Origin of the sequence: Croceicoccus ponticola, assembly GCF_004004515.1 — a bacterium.
In the GTDB taxonomy this organism is placed as follows: Bacteria; Pseudomonadota; Alphaproteobacteria; order Sphingomonadales; family Sphingomonadaceae; genus Croceicoccus; species Croceicoccus ponticola.
This window is the reverse complement of the sequence record NZ_RXOL01000001.1, coordinates 1,104,726-1,126,495: the sequence shown is the minus strand read 5'-3', so window position 1 is coordinate 1,126,495 and position 21,770 is coordinate 1,104,726. Positions and strand designations below refer to the sequence as shown.

Sequence of the window (21,770 nt, the reverse complement as noted above, 5' to 3'; positions counted from 1 at the left end):
ACAACCAAGGAATAGCTTGGCGAGGTCGTCCGATGCATTCGTAATGTTCCGTAAAACGATGCCTGTTCGCAGTTTGCCCCGCGCCCCGATACGGACATTTGCGGAGCGCGCCACGGGTTGGCCCCCGCCATTGTCCGTTCGCATTCCATAAAGGGAATCACGACAGTGGGCCACGCACTCATCATCGATGACGACATCGCCATCCGGCGGGCAATGCAGAAATATCTCGAACCGCTAGGCTTTGAATCGTTCGACCACACATGGACGCGGCAGCAGGCATTGGCCGCCGCCGACCGCCGATTGCCCGACATCATCGTGATCGGTGACGCGATGGAGGAAATTTCCGCGCTGGACGCCGTGCAGCGGATATCGGCCGAAGCATCGATCCCGGTGCTGTTGGTCAGCCGCAAGCCGATCCGCGCGCCGAACATCATTCAGCGGGCAAGCAGCTGCGAGGGGCCGTTCCGCATGGACCAGATCGACACGGCGGTGAACGTGGCGCTGTGCCGCCGGGGCAGCCTGCACTGACCATGGCGGGCCGCAAGCAAGACCCCATGGTGATTCCGTTTGCCGATCTCACCATGGACGACATTGCGCTAGTCGGCGGCAAGAACGCATCGCTTGGCGTACTTACCCGCGAACTTGCCCCGTCCGGTGTCCCGGTTCCGCCCGGCTTTGCGCTTACAACTCGCGCCTTTCGCAGCTTTGTCGCCGAAAATGGGCTGGAACCGCAAATTCGCGGGGCGCTGCAATCGCTGGCCGCGCAGAAGTTGACGCTGGAACAGGTGGGGGAAACGATCCGCGCCGCGATTCTATCCGCACCCATGCCCGCCACGATTGCCGCTTGCCTGACCGATTCCTACCGCGAACTTGCCCGGCAACTGGGCCAGCGCCGCCCGGCCGTGGCGGTCCGGTCGAGCGCCACGGCAGAAGACCTGCCGGGCGCCAGTTTCGCAGGGCAGTTGCAAAGCTTTCTCAATGTGCGCGGAGCCGATGCCCTGATCGCGGCGAGCCGGCGCTGCTTCGCCTCGTTGTTCACCGACCGCGCCATCGCGTACCGCGAGGCAAAGGGCTTCGACCAACTGGCTGTCGCAGTGTCCGTCGGCGTGCAGCAGATGGTTCGGTCCGATCGCGCGGGTTCGGGCGTGATGTTCACGATCGATACCGAATCCGGGTTTCCCGACGTCGTCATGATCAGCGCCGCATGGGGGCTTGGCGAAACCGTGGTGCAGGGGCAGGTGGAGCCCGATCGCTACATGGTGTTCAAGCCGCTGCTGGAACGGCACGGGGTCCAGCCGATCATCGGGCGCGATTGCGGCCACAAGAGCGTCCGGCTCGTCTATGGCCGGGGTGAAGAAGAGCCGACGCGTTTGTTGCGAACGTCGCGCCGGCTCCGCGAACGGCTCGTGCTGACGGACGACGAAGTGCTGCGGCTCGCCCGTTGGGCCGTGGCGATAGAGCTCCATTACGGTGGGGCCATGGACATCGAATGGGCCAAGGACGGCCCCGACGGCGACTTGTTCATCGTGCAGGCGAGGCCCGAAACGGTGCAGTCGGGGCGCAGCCGTGCGATGTTGCGGCGCTATACCTTGCAAGCCGAGGCGAAACCGGTGCTGTCCGGCGCGGCGGTCGGTACGGCCATCGCCACGGGCAAGGCCTGCGTCATCGGTTCTGTCGCAGACCTCGACCGCTTTCCCGACGGCGCGATACTGGTCGCCGCGAATACCGATCCCGACTGGGTGCCGGTGATGAAGCGCGCCGCAGGGATCGTGACCGACCACGGCGGCACGACCAGCCACGCCGCCATCGTCAGCCGCGAGCTTGGCGTCCCGGCGGTGGTGGGCACCGGCCATGCCACCACGAAGATCGCGAATGGCGAGCCCATCACTCTATCGTGCGCCAGCGGGGACCGGGGCCACGTTTACGATGTCGCGCTTCCGTTCACGTGCGAGGATATCGACGTCGGCACGCTTCCGGTCACCCGAACGCAGGTAATGGTGAATACCGCCGATCCCGGTGCGGCTTTCGCCTGGTGGCAATTGCCGGCCAAGGGCGTCGGGTTGGCGCGGATGGAATTCATCATCGCCAATCTGGTTCGCGCCCATCCGATGGCATTGCTTCACCCCGAACGGGTGAGCGAAGCCGACCGGCGCACCATCGCCAGACTTACGCGCGGACATGCCGACGGCAGGGCCTATTTCGTCGACACTCTGGCGCGGGGCATCGCCCGGCTGGCGACGCCATGGTATCCGCATCCCGCCATCGTGCGGCTGAGCGATTTCAAGACCAACGAATATGCCCGTCTGATCGGCGGGAAAAACTTCGAGCCGGTGGAAGAAAATCCGATGATCGGATTTCGCGGCGCATCGCGTTACTGCGACGAACGCTATCGCGAAGGGTTCGCGATGGAGTGCGAGGCGCTGGCCCGGGTGCGCAATGACATGGGCTTCGACAACGTCGTGGTCATGGTTCCATTCTGCCGGACCCCTGACGAAGCGGACCGGGTCTTGGCGGAAATGGCCGCGAACGGGCTTTGCCGGGGCAAGAATGGCCTGCACGTTTACATGATGTGCGAAATACCGGCCAACGTCGTGTTGGCAGACGACTTCGCGCAGCGTTTCGATGGCTTTTCGATCGGATCGAACGATCTCACGCAATTGATGCTGGGGGTCGACCGGGATTCCGAAATCCTCGCGCCACTGTTCGATGAACGTAATCCCGCGGTCACCCGATCCATCGCGGATGTCATCGTCCGCGCGCACGCCAATGGGATCAAGGTCGGCATTTGCGGGCAGGCGCCCAGCAATCATGCCGACTTCGCCGCCTTCCTCGTGCGAGAGGGGATCGATTCCATATCGCTGGATCCCGACAGTTTCGTAAGGACGATCCACTCTATCGCCGAGACTGAAAGCAGGCTGGCCAAGACCGCGCCTGACCGCAGATCTGGACGCCCGGTCAAAGCTCGGCAAGCTGCCGAGTGATTTCCTCGACCGGCATGCGCGTGTAATCCTTGTCGATCTCTGCGATCAACTTGTCCTTCGTGGCCGGGGTATAGGCGCGGCGCAATTCGCCCAATGCCACCGGGCTGGCCGCTACGACGATACCGCCGTTTTCGCGCTTTGCGATCTGACCAAGCGCGTCTGCGGCCGAGGCCAGGAACCGGGATTCCTCGGCGCTGTGCGGATCGGTCTTGGCAAGGGTGCTGCTGCCCGGAAAGCCGCCTCCCGAAGATACGCCCGGCGCATCGGACAAAAGGTCGCGGTTGGCGAGGCTTTCGCAGTGGCGGTGTTCGATCACCCGCAAATCGGGATAGACCGTGTCGCCATGATTGCGCAGCAGCAACATGCGGGCGCCATCCGCGATCAGGACGATGGTATCATGGGGCAGTTTCACGGGCTTCGGCTCCTTGGGGCAAGTCGTTCGTTGGTGCGGGGGCAGGTTGGACGGGATTTTCGCGCGTCGCGGGCGCTTGATCCGCGGCGGTTGCGTTCCGTTCGCGGACCAGCTGGCCGGCTTCGCGTGCCATCGACCGGGCGATCTTCATCGCGACCTGGCGATTGGCGGGGCCTTCGGATCCCGGCTCGTTGGGCCGCGTCGTCCACAGCGGGCGCAGGTCCAGCACGTGAGCGCCGGTGCGTTCGAGCGCGAAGCCCAGTTTCTGTTCGGCGCGCTCGGTCTTGCCGCCGCCGGCCATGATCGCGATGACGTTCTGGTCTTCCAGCCGCGCGCGCTTCAGATAGCGCAGCGTCGGCCAATCGGGCGCGGAAAAGAAGGTGTTCGAAACCACTGCGACGATCGCGTACCCCTTTGGCTTTGACGGCGTGCGGCTGGTCATTGTCCAGCGGTCGACGGGAAAATCGGCTTCCGCAAAGCCACGCGCCAGCGCCATTGTCAGATCGTCCGAAAAATGCGCGTCGCGGCTGGGGTGGTACAATATCAGCGCGCGTTTGCCCGATCCTTGCGAGATGTGTTCGCGGTGAAACGGCGCTTCGGTCTGGACCCAGAAGACGACCCCGGCGACGGCAATGACGATCAGGACGACGATCGCCAGTATGATCCATTTCAGCATGGGCGGTCGCGGTCAGGCGTGATGCGCGGCAACCGCGCGCAGGGTTTCGGCGCAAAGCGACGGCGGTGCCTTGGCCGCGACGTCGCCCAAGCTAAGCATTCCCACCATCCGGTGATGTTCGTCGATAACGGGAAGCCTGCGGATCTGCTTGCGTTCCATGATGCGGACCGCATCTTCCAGATCTTCGTTCGCGTTGCAGAACACGATGGGCTTGGTCATGACGTCGCGGGCGGTCAGCTGTAGCGGATCGTCATGGTGGCCAAGCCCGCGCACGACCATGTCGCGGTCGGTGACCATGCCGATCAGCCGATCGTTTTCGCCCACGGGAAGTGCGCCGATGTCGTCCTTTTCCATGCGGGCGGCGATGTCGGGAAGGGGGGCGTCCGGATCGATCCAGCTGGCCCCTTCGTGCATGACGTCCTTAACTTTCATCACCGGCCTCCATTCCATGCCGACCGGTCGTGTGCCGTGCCGGTTGCGGTCGGGGCATTCTGCATAAAGTCGCGCGTCCGTTCGCTCCGTAGAAGACACAAGGGCGAGTGCCTTTCGGACCTATGCACCACACGCCAGTGCGCTTCAGGCCTGCGCATCGGCGGGGGCGCTTCGTTCCGCCGGAGCCTGCGGCGCGACAGTAATCTCCACCCGTGTCGTCCTGCCCTTGCCGGGAAAGGCGACGGACAATGCGTCGCCCGACTGGCCGTCTACTTTGCATTGCGCGGCATCGCCCCGGCTGACTGCGATTTCGATGGTGCCGTCGCCGCGCAACGTCGCGGAATAGGCCGGCCAATCGGGCGGCAAGCATGGGTCGATGGCGATGCGCCCGGCCTGCTGCCGAATACCTAGAATGTGCTCGGCCCCAAGCCGCCATGCCCAGCCCGCTGCCCCGGTGTACCAACTCCAGCCGCCGCGCCCCAGATGTTCGTCGCCGCCGCTGATGTCGCCTGCGACGGCATAGGGTTCGATGGCATAAGTCGCCGCTTTCTCGCGGCTGTCGGAATGGCGGATTGGGTTGATCCGGTCGAACACCTCCTTGGCTTTCGCGCCGTCGCCCAGCATGGCGCAGGCAATGCCAAGCCACGCGGCGGCATGGCTGTACTGGCCGCCGTTTTCACGGATGCCGGGGGGATAGGCCTTGATATAACCCGGATCGCGGGCGGTACGGTTGAACGGCGGGTCGAGCAGTCGGGCGAGGCTGTCCCCGTCCTTGACCAGTCGGTCGAAAGCGCTGGCTATCGCCTGTTTCGCGCGGGTCTTGTTCCCGCCTGCGATCACTGCCCACGATTGCACCAGCGCGTCGATCCGGCATTCGTCGTTGGTGCGCGACCCCCAAGGACGGCTTTGATCGTCAAAGGCGCGCATGTACCATTCGCCGTCCCAGCCATGACGTTCGACCGCTGCGATCAGCTGGTCACGGCGCGGCAGCCAGCGTGGGCCGAAATCGGTGCGGCCGGTGGCCTCTGACATCGCGGCAAAGTCGCGGATCGTGGCGGCAAGAAACCATGCAAGCCACACGCTTTCCCCCCGGCCACCGGCACCGACGCGGTTCATTCCGTCGTTCCAGTCGCCATCGCCCATCAGCGGCAATCCGCGCCCGCCCAACCGGAACGCCCGGTCGAATGCGCGCAGGCAGTGTTCGTACAGGCTCGCCTGCGAGCCTGTGGCGAAGGCGCTGAACCGGTCGTGCTCGTCCGAAGCGAGCTCTCGCGCCTCCAGAAACGGGATCCGGACATCCAGTATCGCTGCGTCCCCGGTCGCGCCGACATAGCGGGCGACCGCATGCGGCAGCCATAGCAGGTCGTCGGAATACCGCGTGCGAACTCCCTTGCCGGACGGGGGATGCCACCAGTGCAGGACATCGCCCGCCTCGAACTGATGTTCCGCCGCGCGCAGGATCTGTTCGCGCGCCAATGCCGGTTCGGGCAACATTAGCGAGAGCACGTCCTGCAACTGGTCGCGATAGCCGTACGCGCCCGACGCCTGATAGAAACCGGCTCGCGCGAAAAGCCGTGACGAAACGGTCTGATAGGGGAGCCAGCGGTTGATCATCAGGTCGAACGCAGAGTCGGGCGTTTTCACCTGCAGCGCATGGCACCGCCGGTCCCACAGCTTGCCTAATTTTGTACGGGCCGCCCCGATTGCGCCGGGTGCGCGCCAACGGTTCAGCATATCGGCGAGCTGATCCTCGCGGCTCACCTGTCCCAGCAGGAACGTCAATTCCACCATTTCGCCCGCCGGTATGTCGAGATGGAACTGGAGCGCGGCGATGGCATCTGCGCCCCCGTTCTCCGCCCGTTCGCCCATGCCCCATGCATGCAGGCCGGCAGGGCGGCGCCAGTCGGGCGGAGAGCCAAGGAAATCGGCGCGCGAAGTAGTCAGGCTGTGGGGCGCGTCCATTCCGGCCAGAAAGGCTACGCGGTCCTGAAAATCGCGCTGCCAGTGATTTCGGCCCAACAGGGCGGCAAGCTCTGGGTGGTAGCGGCTTTCGCGCAAGGGTGCGGGCTCTCCCGCATTGGTGCCCAGCAGCCAGTCGGCGAAGAAGGTTGCCGTCACCCGGCGCGCGACCCCTGTGCTTTCGGTCAGCCGCAGAGTCACGACCTTCACCGGATCGTCGGGTGCGACAAAACATCGCATCTCCTGCCCAAGCCCCAGCGAGTTGCGCAGCCAGCGGGTTTCGCCAAGGCCATGTTCGATGTGGCAGGCCGAACCGTCGCCCGCAGGCTGCGGCGCGACCGACCAGATGTCGCCCGTCTCCTCGTCGCGAAGGTACAGTGCTTCTCCCTGCGGATCGCGCTGCGCGTCGTTATGCCACGGGGTCAGCCGGTTTTCCCCGCTGTTTGCGGCAAATGTGAAGCCCAAGCCGGCCTCGGTCACGATAGTACCGAATTCGGGATTGGCGAGCACGTTCGCCCATGGCGCGGGCGTGCGATCGCCCGGCTGCAATTCGATGCGATAGTCGCCATGTGCGGTGAACCCGCCATATCCGTTCATCAGCGACAGCGGTTCTTCGACAGGACCACCGTCCGCATGTTGGTGCGCGGTCCGCGTCGGCCCCGTCGCATGGAACAGCGGCACGGGTATCCGGCCCAATACGCGTTCGCGCAATTGGCCCGCGATGTCGCCGCCATCGTCGCGAAGCATCGCATCAGCCGCCTTGCGCAGGGCGCGGAGGCTCTGTTCCTCGCACTGTTCGCTGCCGACAAGCGTCACGCCGCCGCGCTGGCCAAGATATTCGTCGCTGCCGCAATCGCGCATGATTTCGATGATCCGGTCGCGCAGCGGCTCGACATAACCGGGCAGGCCGGGATGCAGCAGGACCAGATCGACCGCCGCGCCGCGCCAATGCCACAACCGGTGTGCCGCCAGCACGAAGCGCAAGGCGCCGCCATCGAATTCCTCACCAAGTTCCAGCAACAGGACCGGCAGGTCGCCCGACACCCCCAACGCCCACAAGTCCTCCCGTGCTGCCGGTCCGTCGATCGGTCGCCGCGGACCCGCAGGGTCGACCAGCGCCGAAAACAGCAGTTCGGCATCCTGCATCCTGTCAGGCGCAAGGCCGATGGTGCGCAAGTCGTGCCGCACGCTGTCGCCGGCGTCCTGTTCGGCCCATTCGAGCGATGCGAGCGAGCCGTAACGGCGCGCAAGATCCAGAGCTTCGTCGTGGAGCGACGCAACTGTCGTGACCAGCGCGACAACCGCCTCGCCATGCGGGGGCAGGGTAATTTCAGCGAGGAACGCAGCCGCGGGATCGAGCGGATATTTGCCGGGATGACGCTCGTCGCTGCCAAAACGGGGGAAGTCCGACGCATGGCCAAGCCGTTCGCGCGTCCGTCGCCGCGAAACCTCGATCGCTTTCAGCCGCACGACGTCGGGCGAAGCGACCAGCCCCTGCACCATGACCAGCCCGGGCGTTTCGGGCGATCGCGGGCGCCGCGTGAACGATATCGCATCGATGTCCCGGTGTGCCTCCGCCTCTACGAACAGTCGCGCGAATGCCGGGTGGCGCGCCCATTCGCCAGCTTCGGCCAGTGCGATGTCGGCGTGGCTGGCAAAATCCAGCAAGACCGTTTCCGGCCCGTTGTTAACGAGCCGAAGGCGGCGGATCTCGACTTCTTGCGATGGGGACACGACCACGTCGAGCGAGGCGGCAATGCTGCCCGCGTGGCAGCGGAATTCGACCTTGTGCGGATGGAAAACGACGCGTCGCCCGCCCGCGCCATTCCCGCCCGCGCCATTCCCTGCCGCGCCGTCCATCGGGGCTGGGGTGGGCGACCAGACCATGCCGCCCGCCCGGTCGCGAAGGTAGAGGAACTGCCCTCTGTCCCTGTCAGCGCCGGTGGGTGAAGTGAGCACGTTGCCTTTCCACGCCAGATCGCCGCAGCCGTCCGTGCCGAGCCGCAAGGAAAGCCGACCGTTGCCTAGCAGCTTTACCATCGTCGCGGGGCCGGGATCGGGCTCCCAGGCCTGCGGACGGGGCAGCAGCGCGGTCGCGACAGGGGCGACGGGAGGGGTTTCCAGCCTTTCCAGTTCCTGTGGCAGTTCCCACGGGATACGTTCATTGAGCAGTAGATCGACCGATTCCATCCGCCGGTCGGCGTGAAACCAGTCGACGATCGCATTGTCCGTCAGCGCGTTGGCGATGGCCGCGATGCTCATCCCGTGATGATGCGCCATGTACGACCGCACCAGCATCGGTTGCCCTGCGTCGCCCATGCGTTCTGGTGTGAAATCCAGTGCTTCGTGAAAGCCGAAGCGGCCAACCGCGCCACATCGGGCCAACCGGCGCAAATTGGTCAGTGCTTCATGCGGAGCGGCAGATAGTGCCAGTGCGGTGGCATAGGGCGCGATGACGAGATCGTCTTCGAGCCCGCGTCGCAGGCCCAGGGCGGGCACGCCGAACGCCCGGTATCGCCATGCGCCATCATTGCCGTATGATGCGAACCCCGATTCCGAAACGCCCCACGGCACGTCGCGGCTGTCGGCGTAGTGCTTTTGTATCGCCACCGCCGCCGTTTCCGTTTCGCCCAGAAGCGTCGCCAGATCGCTTCGCAGGAACAGCGAAGGCATCAGGTATTCGAACATCGACCCGTTCCACGACACCAGCGAAAGTTCGCGCCGATGTTTCACGATCGGGCGGCCAAGGTGGAACCAGTGTTCGGGCGGCACATCCCGTTTGGCGATGGCGAAATAGCTGGCCAGCCGGGCCTCGCTGGCCAGCAGGTCATAATAATGCTGGTCGATGCGCTGTGCCGTTACGTCATAACCGATGTGGAACAACTTGCGGTGCGGATTGTAGAGCGGGCGGAAATCCATCGCCTCCGCCATGTCTTCGGCGCGCCTCGCGATGCGTTCCAGTTCGCGTATCGCGCCAGCGCCCAGCGTCGATGCATTCCCTTTCAGTTCGCGCTGGCATTCATGCAGGTGATGTTCGCTCCGCTCCAGCCAATCGCGCACGGAATGCAGGCTGTGGGGATCGACGCTTTTGGCCTGATCGAGCGTGCGCACGAGATCATCGCGAATCCGTTCCATCTGCGCCAGCGCATCGGCGATCATGTCAGGCCAACGTTCGGCCTCGCCGGAATGGGCGCTCATCCTGCGGCGCAAATCGCGAACTTGCTGCTGCAATGGTCCGCCAAGATCGCTGTCGTGCAAACCCTCCAACAAAAGGAACAAACAGTCGTCCAGCCCGTCCCAGCGTTGCTGCCCGAATGCGGGTGAGGCGGCGATTTCCCGGCACCCGCTGGCCAGCACGATCAAGCTGACGGCGAGGTTGCCGCTGTCGACGGTCGACACATAACGGGGTTCCAGCGGGGCGAGCGAGCGAGTGTCGAACCAGTTCAGGATATGACCGTTCCAGTGTTCCAGCCGGTCCAGCGTGTCGAGCATGGCGCGCATCCGAACGGTGAATTCGGTATGGCCGATATGGCCCAGCCGCCACGCGGAAAGGGCCGAGATCGCCAGCATTCCGATATTGGTCGGCGATGTGCGGTGCGCGGTCGCGACGATCGGCGCTTCCTGGTGGTTGTCGGGCGGGAGCCAGTGGTCTTCGGGCCCCGCGAAGCGTTCGAAGAACAGCCAGCTTCGCCGTGCGATCCGCCGCAGGTAGGCGCGATCATCCGTGCCCAGCGGTTGGATCCTGAGTCGGCGCGAGCGTGCGGTCAGCCAGCCGATTTCGGGCGCGGCGAGCCAGAGCGCGATGAGCGGCAGGGCCACTGGCAGGGCATGGGGATCGAATGCCAGCAGCGGAACGAACGCGAGAGCGACGACCGGCGACGACCACGTCGCCCCCCATTGCCCCACCCGCATGTTCCCACGGGCAAGGTGCAAATTGATATGTGCGGCACTGGTCCATTGCAGAAGCATATTGCCTCGCCGCAACCGCAGCAGGGTGACCGTAATGGCGTGAAGAGCGGTCACGGTGTCCGACAACAGGAACACGACCTGCAACGCCCAGCGCTGCAGGTGTTCGCCCGCCTGCCGGAACGTGCCCGTCAGCACGCCGCGCCGCCGCCCGCGCGCAACCCCCGTGACAAGATCGGTGAACAGCCATGCGCCGGGAACCAGCAGCGCCACCGCAGTCCAGAACAGGGGAGAGCCGGGCAGGACGAACCATCCGGCCAGTAGCAACAGGACCACGCTGGCGGGAACGAGACTGCGGCGCATGTTGTCCCAGATGCGCAGCCGGTCGAACAGCGTCAGGCGATTGGCGATGCGCGTTCCGTCCGGCCCCGGAACGCGTCCGAACAGCCACGGCAGTAATTGCCAGTCGCCACGAACCCAACGATGCCATCGGCGGGCATATTCGGCATAGCTTTCGGGAAAGCTTTCATAGACGACGATGTCGCTGGCCAGCGCGGCGCGGCCGTGCAAGCCTTCCCACAAGTCGTGGCTGAGCAACTGGTTTTCCGGAATCCGCCTATCCAGGCTGCGCGAGAAGGCGGCGACGTCGTAGATCCCCTTGCCGACGTAATTGCCGGTGCCGGTCAGGTCCTGATAGACGTCGCTGACCGCGCGGGAGTAAATGTCGATCGCGGTGTCGCCGCCGAACAGGCGGGCGAACAGCGTGTCGCTGCCGTGGGGGGCGATTTCAACCCTGGGTTGCAGCACTGTATAGCCCGAAACGACCCGGCCCGCGTCATCGAACTCCGGGCGATTGAGCGGATGGGCCAGCGCGCCGGCCAGCCGTGCGACACTGCCGGGCGGAAGCCGGGTGTCGGCATCGGCGGTGACGACGAATTTTGCACCGGCAAGGCTGTCGACCCGCCCGGCGGTGACCGGAAAGGCGGATCGGTCGCCGGTTAGCAGGAACCGGTTGAACTCGTCGATCTTGCCGCGCTTGCGCTCCCACGCCATCCAGCACGCTTGCGCCGGGTTGTGTCGGCGTATGCGGTGGAGCAGAACAAACCCGCCGCCACGTTGGCGATTCAATGCGCGTACGCCCCGTTGCAGGGCGGTCTCTACCGCTTCGTCCCCAGGCACGCGCTCAGCCCCGGCATCGGCCGGGTCGCTCAGCAGGACGTAACCCCGCGCGCCCGGATTGGCGAGCCAGTGCGCGTCCAACCTTGCGAGCAAAGCGGGCACTTCGGCAACGCTGCCGACGATGACCGGCATCGCCACCACGGTGGGCCAGCGGGGGTCCAGCCCTTCGCTGTAATCGAGCTTTGCCAGCCGTCGCGGCGGCACTGTCAGCGTCACCAGCCAATTGACCACGGTGACGGCCAGCACTGTCGCCGGAAGGACGGAGAATACGAGGCCGAGCGCCCATTGCGACACGCTGGCATCGTGCAACGCAAGATACAGCGCCGCTGGGATGAGGCCGACTATGCCACACGCAAACAGCGCGACCGCATAAGTAAGGCCAGGTCGCCGCATCAGCCATCGCGCGACGCGCTGCCCACGGGGCGGAACTATGCCCAGCGACTGTTCAAGCTCGACCAGCCCGTCGTCGACAAGCCAGTAACCGACGTGACGCAGCGGCAGGTCGGGATGGCGCGCGGCCATGGCGACGGCGGCATCGGCCACTTCGACTTCGCCCGACGTGCACATTCCAGCGATCCGTTCGACCGATTGGCGGCATGCATCGCGGGTGTCGAAATCCATCGCGCCATATGCCGCCGCCGGATCGCGGTCCAAACTGCGGTCGACGTGGCTGCTATGGTCGAAAATCTCCTGCCAAATGATGTTCGAAATCACGCCGAGGTTGGCGATCGCGCGGGCAACGCAGTCGGCGGGTTCGTGCGCGCCGATAAAGTCCTGGCTGCTCAGGCTGATGTCGAACGGAGCCGGCACTGGCGGGAACACGACGGCAAACCCTGCGACCAGCCGTTCGATGCAGGCGATCCGCAACATAGCAGGCAGCGCCCACAGCTCCGCGATGTCGAGCGGATGGTGCGTCTGGTACCCTTCGAGATAGGCGAGCACGCTTTCGCGTGAGAGCTGGAAATGGGTGGCGTGCAACAGGTCGTGCGACAGCATAAGAATACGCGGTTCGCCGACTGCATGGCCCGATGTCATCGGGCGCAGCCGGGCATAGAAACCTTGCGGCATATCTTCGTGCACCAGCAGCATCGCGCGCTGGACCTGGTAACTGTTGTCGAGCAGCCATTCGGCGGCGGACGATACGGCAGGCTCGGCCTTTGCCGCGACAGCGGTCGCGTCCGAAAGCCATGGCCCGACACGTTCGATCGAACGCCATGCTGCGATGGCGCGGGGGCGTTCCTGACGCTGACCGAAGGAGAGCGTTTTTCCCGTTTCCCAGCCATGGGCCGCGACCGGGTCTGTGAATGCGTCCGCCATCAGAGCGCGTTGAGCGGACCGCGCTGGCTTTCCGTCGTCGCTCCCGCAAACCCGCCTCGCGCGGTGTGCGCAGTCTCGTGACCGCGCCGGGCCTGAGTGGAGCCGACCAGCAGGATCGGGGCGGTCAGGTGATCGAGCAGGTAGTTCGCGGTGCTACCCAGCGCCAGGTCCTGACAGGACTTGATCCCTTGGCCACGCGTCGACAGGATGACCAGTTCGGGCCGTTCTTCGGCGATCACGCTATGCAGGCACGATCGTGGGTCGCCTTTCAGCGAGCGGCTCCGCGCGGTAAGCCCCTGATCGCGCAAACGGCGCAAGGTTTGCTCAAGAAAGATGCAGGCCATCTGTTCGTTGCGACGGTCCAGTAACCGGCCCAGTTCGACGTCGCGGCTGGCAGGCGGTCCAAACTCTTCGATCCCCGAAGGAGGCGTGACGTGGATCAGCAACAGCTCCGCGTCGTGCGAACGGGCAATCGAAATCGCTTCGGCCAGCGCGGCTTCGGCGAATTTCGATCCGTCCACTGGAATGGCGATACGGGGTTTATCGGAATCGCGCGGGACATCGCCCTTGGTCGGGACGACGAGCAGGCTTCTTGCGCCGCAATCGATGAGCAATTCGGCAGTGTGCCCGGTGTTCGAATGGCGCGACGCCCCGATGACGACCATCGGCGCGGGCCTTACGTTCATGCGGTCTTCCAGCGCCGTCCGCCAGTTGCCTTCGTCGATTTCCACCGCGATCGAAAGACCCAGTCCAGCAAGATCATCGCGCAACCGTTCGAGATGGCGCAGCGCTTCTGATCGGCGCAAGTGCCAGTCGAGCGGATCGGGAAGGGCGGTTCGCGAACGGTCGTATTCGACAGAATGAAACAGGATAAGCGGTCGGCCAAGCCAATGGGCGTAATTGGCCGCAGCCCTTGCGACTTCGGACGAGCGCGGCGATGTATCGACGCAGGCGATCACAGGCGGGGCCACCACCGGTGGAGCGATGCCCTTGCGGGCGATGACGGTATCCTGAAAAGAAAACGCGGAAATCGCCATGACTTACCCACCTTGCCTGTTGCCGAAGCGCCGAAATCCGGGGCAGGAAAGCCATGCTGACAAGTCTGTCGTCAGGACGCACTTCGGTCGTTGGTTGACGGGCATCACATCGGGGTAAGGTGGCGTTCCCCGGAATCCGCAATTTTACGGGTAAAGCGTGGGGCATCGTTCCGGGAAACTACGGAATGCGCAACGCCGCCGTTCGCGCAGGTGTGATCGCATTAGCCGGCAGCAACGGGAACGGGTCTTGGAACGCTTCGACGATCAGCATGATGACGGGCAGCACGATGTCATCGCCTTCCTGTCGAAGCCGGCGACCTATGGCATTACGGAACCGGTCGAACGGATCGATACGCACGCCGCCATCGTGTTCCTTGCCGGCGACATCGCCTGCAAGCTGAAACGCGCGGTTCGTTATCCTTACCTCGATTTCTCGACTCCGGCACGGCGCAGGGCGGTGTGCGAGGCGGAACTGACGCTCAATCGCCGCACCGCGCCCGATCTGTACTTGGCCGTTCGCGCCGTGACGCGGAGGCCCGATGGCAGTCTTGGTTTTGATGATGGCGTTCCGGTCGACTGGGTCGTCATGATGCGACGCTTCGCGCCCGATTGCCTGCTCGCGACCTTGGCCGAAAAAGGCTCTCTCGATCCCGGAATGATGCGCGAATTGGCCGATAGCGTCGCGCGGTTTCACGACGCGGCGGAAATTGTGGCGGGTTGCGGCGCCGATCGGGTGCGCAAGGTCATCAACGGCAACCACGCCAGCATGGCGGCGCTGAAGCCCAGTATCCTTGGGGCGGAGGACCGGGACCGGCTTTGGTCCGACAGCCTCGCGCGGGCGGAAGAGATCGCGCCGCTGCTCGACCGCCGGGCGGCGGATGGGTTGGTCCGGCATTGTCACGGTGATCTGCACCTTGCCAATATCTGCATCTGGCATGGACGACCGACCCCGTTCGACTGCCTAGAATTCGATGATGATCTGGCGACCAGCGACGTTTTGTACGATCTGGCGTTCCTGTTGATGGATTTGTGGCATCGCGGCCTGCACGCAGAAGCATCGCTGGTCTTCAATCGTTATTGCGACAGGCGCGGGGAAACCGGCGGGATCGCGGCGCTGCCATTGTTCCTTGCAATGCGGGCGGCAGTGCGGACGCACGTTCTGGGAAGCGCAGCCGATCGTCAGGATAAGGCCGCGCAACGTGCCCGCTTAGTCGATCAGGCGCATGGCTATCTTTCTGCGGCGCATGGGTTCCTGATGGCACCGACCCCGCGTCTTATCGCCGTGGGCGGGCGCAGCGGGAGCGGGAAATCGACCCTTGCCTCCCATCTCGCGCCGCTGATCGGAACCACACCGGGCGCGCGCTGGATTCGCACCGATGTCCTGCGCAAATTGCTTGCGGGCGTGGACCCGGAAACACACCTGCCCGATAGCGCCTATACCCCGGCGGCGCATGAAGCGGTCTATGCCGCGCTGATCGAAAGGGTGCGCGACACGCTGGCGGCGGGATGGCCGGTGATCGTCGACGCGGTCTTCGATTTTCCCGATACCAGAGCCCGGATGGAAGCGCTGGCGAGGAGTCTTGGCGTGCCATTTGCGGGATTGTGGCTGGATGCAGAGCGCGAGATCCTGAACGACCGGGTGCGCGGTCGCCGGGGCGATGCCTCCGATGCCGGCACGGATGTGGTCGAACGCCAGTTGGCGCGCGATATCGGATCGCTTGGCGACTGGGTGCGGATCGATGCCGGTGGAACGCCAGCGCAAACGCTGGAGCGGTGTCGCAAAGCGCTGGCGGCCCTGCGCCAAGGCGATCCCGATCCCGATCGCTACGTCAAAGTAGTGTGATATGACCGGGCAAGCGCATCGGTAAGCTGGTCGAAATGATGCAGGGTTTCGCGATCGGGCGCCGTGTGCAAACGCTTTAGTGTTCCGGCAAGTGCGAAACTGGCGAACCGCCCGCGGTCCATGCGGGCCAGACGCCAGACAGGAAATCGCCGGCGGAAAATCGGCGTTCTGCGGACGACATTGACCCGGCAATGGCGCGGATCGCTCATAATGCTGGTCAAGACGGACTCTACCGCGTCCTTCGGCCCCTCAAGCACATGTGCGAAATGGGTCGTGGTCGCTATCAGAACCCCTGTGACGTTGAGCGCGGAATTGCGCGCCTGCGACACCGCCTGGATATCGTCCAGCGTCTCCTTTCGGCTTCTTGTCCAGCATGTCGGCTGACTGACGCAAACAAGTGATATCAACGTCCCGTTCCCTCAGATGATAGTGCCATGCGGTCAGGATATGCGGTTGGTCCGTCAATACGGCTATCCATGGCCGGGATCGTCACGCCTGCGTGGCCTGTCGGTCGAAGCCCGTTCCGTCATCTCAGGTCTTCGATCCTCTCGGGCCGTCGGTTCGACTGTCGCCGGACGCGGCCTTGCGAACAGCAGCGCTGCGCGAATGGCCGCCGATCCGATTGCCGGGTTTCGATGCGATGTACTTTCTGCACCTTGCTGTTCGCCCGGCATGGACATGTCCGCCCCTCACACGTTGAAGATAAACGATGATCGTGTCTTCGCCTGCAATCTGGCGGGAAATGGAGCGGCGCGTCATTGGGACATTTCCCAAGTGAGCAACAGGCGGGTTTGCCGCACGCTCTGCGCATGAGATTCGGGAGAGCCAGTTCGATGTGCCATGCGCTGATAATCGAAGATAACATGGTGATCAGCCGGGGGATCATGACGCAATTGGAACTGCGCGGCATTTCCAGCTTCGACCAGGTGTGGAATCAGCCACGCGCCCGATCGGCAGTGAAAGATCACAGGCCAGATCTGATCGTCGTCGGCGATCTCGAAGCGAACGGATTTCCGGCGACAGCTGTGAACGACATCGCCGCCCGATCGGGGGCAGCTATCTTGCTGGCGGTCGCAGACCCGGATCACGCGATGGAATTGATGGGTGAACTTGATTCGCGCGAAGGCGTTTTCGCACTGGACGAGATCGACGCTGCCGCGAGCGCGGCGCACCACGCCCGCGGCAAATCCGCAAGAGGCGCGATGATGCCAGCTTCTATCCGCGAGGCGATTTTCGCAAGATTTGCAAAATCGCGAAGGCAGACAGCGGCGCAAGCCGCTCAGGCATTGTGAGTGCCCCGCCGCAGCAAGCCATCGCGGATGGTCAATTTTCGAAGATCTGTGGTGCGAAAAGTGGGCGACACACAACGATAATGCGCCCCGCCCGAACTGCCCCGCCTCAGTGCACCGTTTGACGATATGGAGGATGACGATGAGTACGACCGGTCTCGACGTGTTCGACAAGACGATCCAGACGACCAACATCTGGCTCGATGAAATAACGCAATTCGTCGGACCCGACCGGCACGTCGCGTGGAAGGTATTGTCGACAGTACTCCACAAATTGCGTGACCGGCTTCAGCCCGACCTTGCCGCGCATCTGGCGGCGCAGCTGCCGCTGATGGTTCGCGGGGTCTATTACGATCTCTATCAGCCCGCAAAGACGCCCACCGCCATCACGACGGGCGAGGAGTTCCTCAAAGAGGTGTCGAAATGGATGGGTGATATCCGACCCGTCGATCCCAAAGTCGCGGTGGCTGCGGTGTTCGCCGTGCTCGAACGTCATGTTTCGGCAGGGGAAATCGCCAAGGTCCGCAACGCCTTGCCTCACGGCATCCGGGCGCTCTGGGTTCTGGAAACTGACGCCGTCGCGGGTTGAGCGACGCATCATTGATGAAAAAAAGGAGGGCGCCGGACATGGAAGTTCCCGTCCAGATCGATCTGCAAGGTGGCGAAATCAGCGACGAATTGCGCGCACACGTGCGCGAACGCGTCGATGCGCTGGAAAGCGTTTTTAACCGGATCATCGCTGCCCGCGTCGTCATCAGGCCGCCAAGCGGACGACATCGCACCGGCGGCCAGTTTGGCGTGAACATCCACCTGTCTTTGCCCGGCGGACGCCATGTCGATGTCGATCGGAGCCACGATCTGGACGAACGGCACAGCCATGCGATGTTCGCCATCGACGACGCATTCAAGCGCGTGCGCCGCAGGTTGCAGGACGAAGTGCGTCGCATGCAGGGGGCGGTGAAGTCTCACGAAGAAGCGCCGACCGCAAAAGTCGCGCGCATCGACCCATCGGGTGAATACGGGTTTCTCGAAGACGCCGACGGGTCGGAGGTCTATTTCCACCGAAATGCGCTGGCCAACGGGCGGATGGACGACATCGAAGTCGGCGCCCGCGTCAGCTTCGTGCCGTCGCAGGGTGACAAGGGGCCGCAGGCGAGCCTCGTCAAGCCGCTCGACCGGCATCACTTGCGAATCTGACCGGCTGCGATGGCCACCGCCACGAAGCCGCTGGCCGACCTTGCGGTCAACCGCGTCGTTGCGGACCGCTTGCACGAATATGCCGATCTTCTGGAACAGCAGGAGGCAGGGCCATTCCGCGTGCGCGCTTATCGCCGGGCGGCGGATACCGTCGCCGGCTTGGCGACGCCGGTCGCATCCGTGATGGCCAAGGGGGGGCGCGCCGGATTGGAAGCTTTGCCGACCATCGGGCGCGGGATCGCGGCGGCGATTGCCGAGATGGTCGTCACCGGCGGATGGAGCCAGCTTGACCGATTGCGTGGCGATACCGATCCGGCGAGCCTGTTCACCACCCTTCCCGGCATCGGCGCAAAGCTTGCCGCGCGGATATGTGAAGGGTTGCACATCGACGACCTCGCGACGCTGGAAATGGCGGCCTACGACGGTCGCCTTGCCGGGCTGCCCGGTTTTGGGGAGCGGCGGTTGCGGATGGTCCGGGATGGATTAGCCCAAAGGCTGGGACGGCAAGTACGGTTGGGGCGGGGCGGCCGGTCCGTTCCCGAGGTGCGACAGCCACGGCCCGACGTTGCGACCTTGCTCGACGTCGACCGCGAATACCGCGCACGGGCGGAAGATGGCACTTTGCCGAAGATCGCGCCGCGACGGTTCAATCCGGAAAAGGTGGCTTGGCTGCCGATCCTGCACACTACCCGCGACGGCTGGCACTTCACCGCGCTTTATTCCAATACGCAACGGGCGCACGCGCTGGGCAGGAACCGTGATTGGGTCGTCATTTTCTACCATACCGACGACCTGCCAGAGGATCAGTGCACGGTCGTAACCGAACGTCGCGGCACCCATGCCGCGCAACGTGTCGTGCGCGGGCGGGAAGCTGAAGTGACAGGCGACAGCGGCGGTTTGGCATAGACCAGAACCGGCGTTCAATCGCGGCGGTAGCGGGCGGTCACCATCGCACTGGCAAGCTCGTGCCGCGTGGCGTTCCGTTCGACTTGCGCCACCGTTGGCGATCGGCCCGCCGGAAGCTTCGCCACGTCAAGCGCGAGCAACCTGAAGCGATAGGTATGCGCGCCATGGCCGCGCGGCGGGCATGGGCCGCGATAGCCGACCGTACCGAAATCGTTGTTTGCCTGTGAAAATCCGGCCGCAGTGGCGTTCCCCGCGCCTTCGCCCAGCCGGCGCACCGAAGCGCCGATGTCAAAGGCCGCCCAGTGAGCAAATGTCCGGCCCGGCGCATCGGGGTCGTCGACGATCACGACGAAGCTTTGCGTGCCGGCTGGCGGATCGGTCCACGCCAGGGCTGGCGAGAAATCGTCGCCATCGCACGTAAACTTGCGCGGTATCATGCCGTCGGGCGGCAAGTCGGGAAGGGAGATCAACATGCTATCAGCCTTGTCTGCGTCGCCGCAGCCGCCCGAAATGCCGAGCAGCATCGCGGCGATCGCCAAAGTCCACAATCGCCGGAACATCAGATGTCGCAGGACAAGTCGAACGCGCTCAACCCCTCCTGCAACAGGTCGGCCAAGATCGGCAGGCCCATCAGGTATTCCGCCGTTCGGTCGTTATGCGCCGCGGCGGCCTGCGCGCGAAGATCGTCCCATTCTGAAAGCTCGCTGTCGCCTCGGCCCAGCCATGCCAGCGCGACGAGATCGATCTGTTCGTCCTCGTCCAGTTCGTCGATGAAAACCCTTAGTTCCGCTTCGTAGGAATCGTTGGGCAAATCGGTGAAGACGATATTTTCGTCATCGTCGTCGGGCAGGGGTTCGGTGTCGTCGATGTCTTCCTTCACGTCGAAATCGCGCGCCAGCGCGACGACGAAACAGACCTTGTCGGCAGAGATCGACAATTCGGGTTTTTCGCTCAGGACGTCGCTCATGGGGCACCGTTCCTCCGTTCACGGGTTCGCCAGTCCTGCGTAACGCCGGCGCCGGAACGTCCCCATCCGCAATCAACCGGAGAGAGGCGCATGCCCTTGGCCCCAGTCTCCGCACCCCCAGTCTCCTCATCCCTCGGGTCCCCATCCGTAGGTTTCCCGATGGCGGGCGATTCGAAGCGACTTAGGGTTTGGGCTCGGAACCGTTTCGAAAAACTGCCGGATAAGGATGCCTCGCGATGAAGAACGTCTTGCTGCTGGTCCACGACGACGATGGGCAGGAAGCCCGCTATCAGGCCGCGCTCGATGTCGTACGTGCAGTCGGCGGCCATCTCGAATGCCTCGATGTCGCGATCATGCCCGAATATATCGGCGATTATTTCAGCGGTGCCGGCGGCGCGAGCCTTCTGGCCGACGAGCGGGAGGCGGAAACCGCCAATCGCAAGCGGCTTGAAGAGCGTCTCGCCCGCGAAGGCGTGTCGTGGAGCTGGACTGATGTGCTGGACGATCCGGCACGCGCGATCGAACAGGCCGCCGACCTTGCCGATCTCATCGTGCTGTCCAGCGCCGCGCTGGAAGAGCGGGAGGACCTGCGCAACCTTGCGGGTAAGGCCGCGTGCGAGACCGGGCACCTCGTGCTTGCTGTGCCGCCAAAGGCGCGGGGGCTCGCGCTGGCCGATACGGCGCTGATCGCATGGAACGGATCGCACGAGGCCGAAACCGCCCTTCGCGCGGCGGTCCCGCTGCTTGCGCTCGCCACCGAAACGATCCTGTTCGATATCGATGACAAGGGCACGCATTCGGCCAACTCCGCCGCAAGCTATCTATCGCGCCACGGCATTCATCCGGTGGTGGAAATGGTGCGCGGCAAGCGGGACGACGCGATTTATTCGCTGATCCTCGAACGGGCCCGTGCGGCAAACGCCGGATACATCGTGATGGGCGCGTTCCACCATTCGCGTGCGGCGGAATACGTTTTCGGCGGGGTGACCCGCTCGATGTTGCAGGAAAGCGAATTCCCGCTGCTGATCGCGCACTGACGCGGGGTTCGAACCGCCTCACGCGCCGGGCGACAGGACCTTTGCCAACATGTCGTCGGTCTCCGGACCAGACCAGTCGTGATCGCCGATCATGCGCCACACCTCCTTGCCGTCGGCGTCGTATAGCACCGTCGTCGGCAATACGCCGCTTTCCAAGGCGAATGTCAGGTCGTTATCCGGATCCAGCCAGGGTTGCAGCTTGGCAAAACCCTTTGCCGCGAACCACGGTTCCACGACCGCAGCGCCCTTCAGGTCCTGCGACACGGTCAGCACCTGCAGCTTCCCGTCGTGTTTCACGGCCAGTGCGTCGAGCATCGGCATTTCGAGCACGCACGGGCCGCACCACGTCGCCCAAAGGTTTACAAGCAGTGGCTTGCCCTTGAACGAGGACAGGCTTTTTTCCGTCCCGTCGGGCAGGGCAATGGCAACATCGGGGATCGTGTTGCCGGCGTGCGACGTGTCGAACGTGCCGGTTGCCGGACCCGAAGGTTCGCCTTGCGCAGCAGGGGCCGACGCTTCCGGTTGCGCAGGAGACTCGCTTTGCCTATCGCACGCGGCGATTGCCGGGACGGCGCAGATCAGCGCAATGGCGGCAAGACGCAAGGATGGACGCGATTCGATGACGGGCAACT

General features: G+C 64.2%; 17 protein-coding genes. 8 read left to right on the top strand and 9 right to left on the bottom strand.

The window, feature by feature from the left end; translation table 11 throughout:
* Positions 1-165 precede the first annotated feature (165 nt).
* Positions 166-528 carry a response regulator gene (locus EKN06_RS05390; RefSeq protein ID WP_127611782.1) on the top strand — a complete coding sequence of 121 codons (363 nt, stop codon included), beginning with the start codon at positions 166-168 and terminating at the stop codon, positions 526-528.
* Between the two features lie 26 nt (positions 529-554).
* Positions 555-2,981: a phosphoenolpyruvate synthase gene (gene ppsA, locus EKN06_RS05385; protein WP_240654609.1), complete on the top strand. Its 2,427-nt coding sequence runs from the start codon at positions 555-557 to the stop codon at positions 2,979-2,981.
* On the opposite strand, the gene EKN06_RS05380 is transcribed toward ppsA, so the two are convergent.
* From EKN06_RS05380 to EKN06_RS05360, 5 genes are all read right to left on the bottom strand, one after another.
* Positions 2,956-3,393: a baeRF12 domain-containing protein gene (locus tag EKN06_RS05380; protein WP_127611780.1), complete on the bottom strand. Its 438-nt coding sequence runs from the start codon at positions 3,391-3,393 to the stop codon at positions 2,956-2,958. The two genes, ppsA and EKN06_RS05380, sit on opposite strands and share 26 nt — an antisense overlap.
* A complete protein-coding gene (locus EKN06_RS05375) occupies positions 3,377-4,069 on the bottom strand; it encodes a hypothetical protein (protein ID WP_127611779.1) in 693 nt (230 codons plus the stop codon). Before EKN06_RS05375 ends, EKN06_RS05380 begins: the two co-directional genes overlap by 17 nt.
* A 12-nt stretch (positions 4,070-4,081) precedes the next feature.
* Entirely contained in the window at positions 4,082-4,501 is a 420-nt protein-coding gene (locus tag EKN06_RS05370) for a CBS domain-containing protein (RefSeq protein ID WP_127611778.1), read from the bottom strand.
* 144 nt (positions 4,502-4,645) lie between these two features.
* Positions 4,646-12,862, bottom strand: coding sequence for a GH36-type glycosyl hydrolase domain-containing protein (locus EKN06_RS05365; RefSeq protein ID WP_127611777.1), 8,217 nt, complete (start codon positions 12,860-12,862; stop codon positions 4,646-4,648).
* On the bottom strand, positions 12,862-13,899 hold the full coding sequence (locus tag EKN06_RS05360) for a universal stress protein (RefSeq protein ID WP_127611776.1): 1,038 nt from the start codon (positions 13,897-13,899) through the stop codon (positions 12,862-12,864). The genes EKN06_RS05365 and EKN06_RS05360 overlap by 1 nt, the downstream gene beginning before the upstream one ends.
* Before the next feature lie 247 nt (positions 13,900-14,146).
* Here EKN06_RS05360 and EKN06_RS05355 point away from each other — a divergent pair, with 247 nt between their 5' ends.
* Positions 14,147-15,742 carry a bifunctional aminoglycoside phosphotransferase/ATP-binding protein gene (locus EKN06_RS05355; protein WP_127611775.1) on the top strand — a complete coding sequence of 532 codons (1,596 nt, stop codon included), beginning with the start codon at positions 14,147-14,149 and terminating at the stop codon, positions 15,740-15,742.
* Here EKN06_RS05355 and EKN06_RS05350 read toward each other — a convergent pair.
* A complete protein-coding gene (locus tag EKN06_RS05350) occupies positions 15,724-16,149 on the bottom strand; it encodes a BLUF domain-containing protein (RefSeq protein ID WP_127611774.1) in 426 nt (141 codons plus the stop codon). The two genes, EKN06_RS05355 and EKN06_RS05350, sit on opposite strands and share 19 nt — an antisense overlap.
* A 402-nt stretch (positions 16,150-16,551) precedes the next feature.
* Between EKN06_RS05350 and EKN06_RS05345 the strand changes: the two genes are divergently transcribed.
* The 4 genes from EKN06_RS05345 to EKN06_RS05330 all read left to right on the top strand — a co-directional run bounded on the left by EKN06_RS05345 (position 16,552) and on the right by EKN06_RS05330 (position 19,134).
* Positions 16,552-17,034, top strand: a complete 483-nt coding sequence (locus EKN06_RS05345) for a response regulator (RefSeq protein WP_127611773.1) — start codon at positions 16,552-16,554, stop codon at positions 17,032-17,034.
* Positions 17,035-17,173: 139 nt separating this feature from the next.
* Entirely contained in the window at positions 17,174-17,620 is a 447-nt protein-coding gene (locus tag EKN06_RS05340) for a DUF2267 domain-containing protein (RefSeq protein ID WP_127611772.1), read from the top strand.
* Between the two features lie 38 nt (positions 17,621-17,658).
* Entirely contained in the window at positions 17,659-18,228 is a 570-nt protein-coding gene (locus tag EKN06_RS05335; RefSeq protein WP_127611771.1) for an HPF/RaiA family ribosome-associated protein, read from the top strand.
* 9 nt (positions 18,229-18,237) lie between these two features.
* The gene (locus EKN06_RS05330) at positions 18,238-19,134 is read left to right on the top strand and encodes a helix-hairpin-helix domain-containing protein (RefSeq protein WP_127611770.1); all 897 of its coding nucleotides are present in this window, start codon (positions 18,238-18,240) and stop codon (positions 19,132-19,134) included.
* Between the two features lie 14 nt (positions 19,135-19,148).
* Here EKN06_RS05330 and EKN06_RS05325 read toward each other — a convergent pair whose 3' ends face one another.
* A complete protein-coding gene (locus tag EKN06_RS05325) occupies positions 19,149-19,694 on the bottom strand; it encodes a YbhB/YbcL family Raf kinase inhibitor-like protein (protein WP_205693808.1) in 546 nt (181 codons plus the stop codon).
* Positions 19,694-20,101: a DUF3775 domain-containing protein gene (locus EKN06_RS05320; RefSeq protein ID WP_127611769.1), complete on the bottom strand. Its 408-nt coding sequence runs from the start codon at positions 20,099-20,101 to the stop codon at positions 19,694-19,696. The genes EKN06_RS05325 and EKN06_RS05320 overlap by 1 nt, the downstream gene beginning before the upstream one ends.
* Positions 20,102-20,337: 236 nt before the next feature.
* On the opposite strand from EKN06_RS05320, the gene EKN06_RS05315 reads away from it, so the two are divergent.
* Positions 20,338-21,138 carry a universal stress protein gene (locus tag EKN06_RS05315; RefSeq protein ID WP_127611768.1) on the top strand — a complete coding sequence of 267 codons (801 nt, stop codon included), beginning with the start codon at positions 20,338-20,340 and terminating at the stop codon, positions 21,136-21,138.
* Positions 21,139-21,156: 18 nt separating this feature from the next.
* Here EKN06_RS05315 and EKN06_RS05310 read toward each other — a convergent pair whose 3' ends face one another.
* Positions 21,157-21,768 (bottom strand): TlpA family protein disulfide reductase, encoded by a 612-nt coding sequence (locus EKN06_RS05310; RefSeq protein WP_338068070.1) that lies wholly within the window; start codon positions 21,766-21,768, stop codon positions 21,157-21,159.
* Positions 21,769-21,770: the final 2 nt, after the last annotated feature.

What these genes read in the sequence shown, in the direction of transcription:
- ppsA (WP_240654609.1), top strand. Translation starts at nt 555, where the DNA reads ATGGTGATTCCGTTTGCCGATCTCACCATGGACGACATTGCGCTAGTC.
- EKN06_RS05330 (WP_127611770.1), top strand. Translation starts at nt 18,238, where the DNA reads ATGGCCACCGCCACGAAGCCGCTGGCCGACCTTGCGGTCAACCGCGTC.
- EKN06_RS05315 (WP_127611768.1), top strand. Translation starts at nt 20,338, where the DNA reads ATGAAGAACGTCTTGCTGCTGGTCCACGACGACGATGGGCAGGAAGCC.
- EKN06_RS05360 (WP_127611776.1), bottom strand. Translation starts at nt 13,899, where the DNA reads ATGGCGATTTCCGCGTTTTCTTTTCAGGATACCGTCATCGCCCGCAAG.
- EKN06_RS05335 (WP_127611771.1), top strand. Translation starts at nt 17,659, where the DNA reads ATGGAAGTTCCCGTCCAGATCGATCTGCAAGGTGGCGAAATCAGCGAC.
- EKN06_RS05370 (WP_127611778.1), bottom strand. Translation starts at nt 4,501, where the DNA reads ATGAAAGTTAAGGACGTCATGCACGAAGGGGCCAGCTGGATCGATCCG.
- EKN06_RS05325 (WP_205693808.1), bottom strand. Translation starts at nt 19,694, where the DNA reads ATGTTCCGGCGATTGTGGACTTTGGCGATCGCCGCGATGCTGCTCGGC.
- EKN06_RS05340 (WP_127611772.1), top strand. Translation starts at nt 17,174, where the DNA reads ATGAGTACGACCGGTCTCGACGTGTTCGACAAGACGATCCAGACGACC.
- EKN06_RS05365 (WP_127611777.1), bottom strand. Translation starts at nt 12,862, where the DNA reads ATGGCGGACGCATTCACAGACCCGGTCGCGGCCCATGGCTGGGAAACG.
- EKN06_RS05345 (WP_127611773.1), top strand. Translation starts at nt 16,552, where the DNA reads ATGAGATTCGGGAGAGCCAGTTCGATGTGCCATGCGCTGATAATCGAA.
- EKN06_RS05320 (WP_127611769.1), bottom strand. Translation starts at nt 20,101, where the DNA reads ATGAGCGACGTCCTGAGCGAAAAACCCGAATTGTCGATCTCTGCCGAC.
- EKN06_RS05375 (WP_127611779.1), bottom strand. Translation starts at nt 4,069, where the DNA reads ATGCTGAAATGGATCATACTGGCGATCGTCGTCCTGATCGTCATTGCC.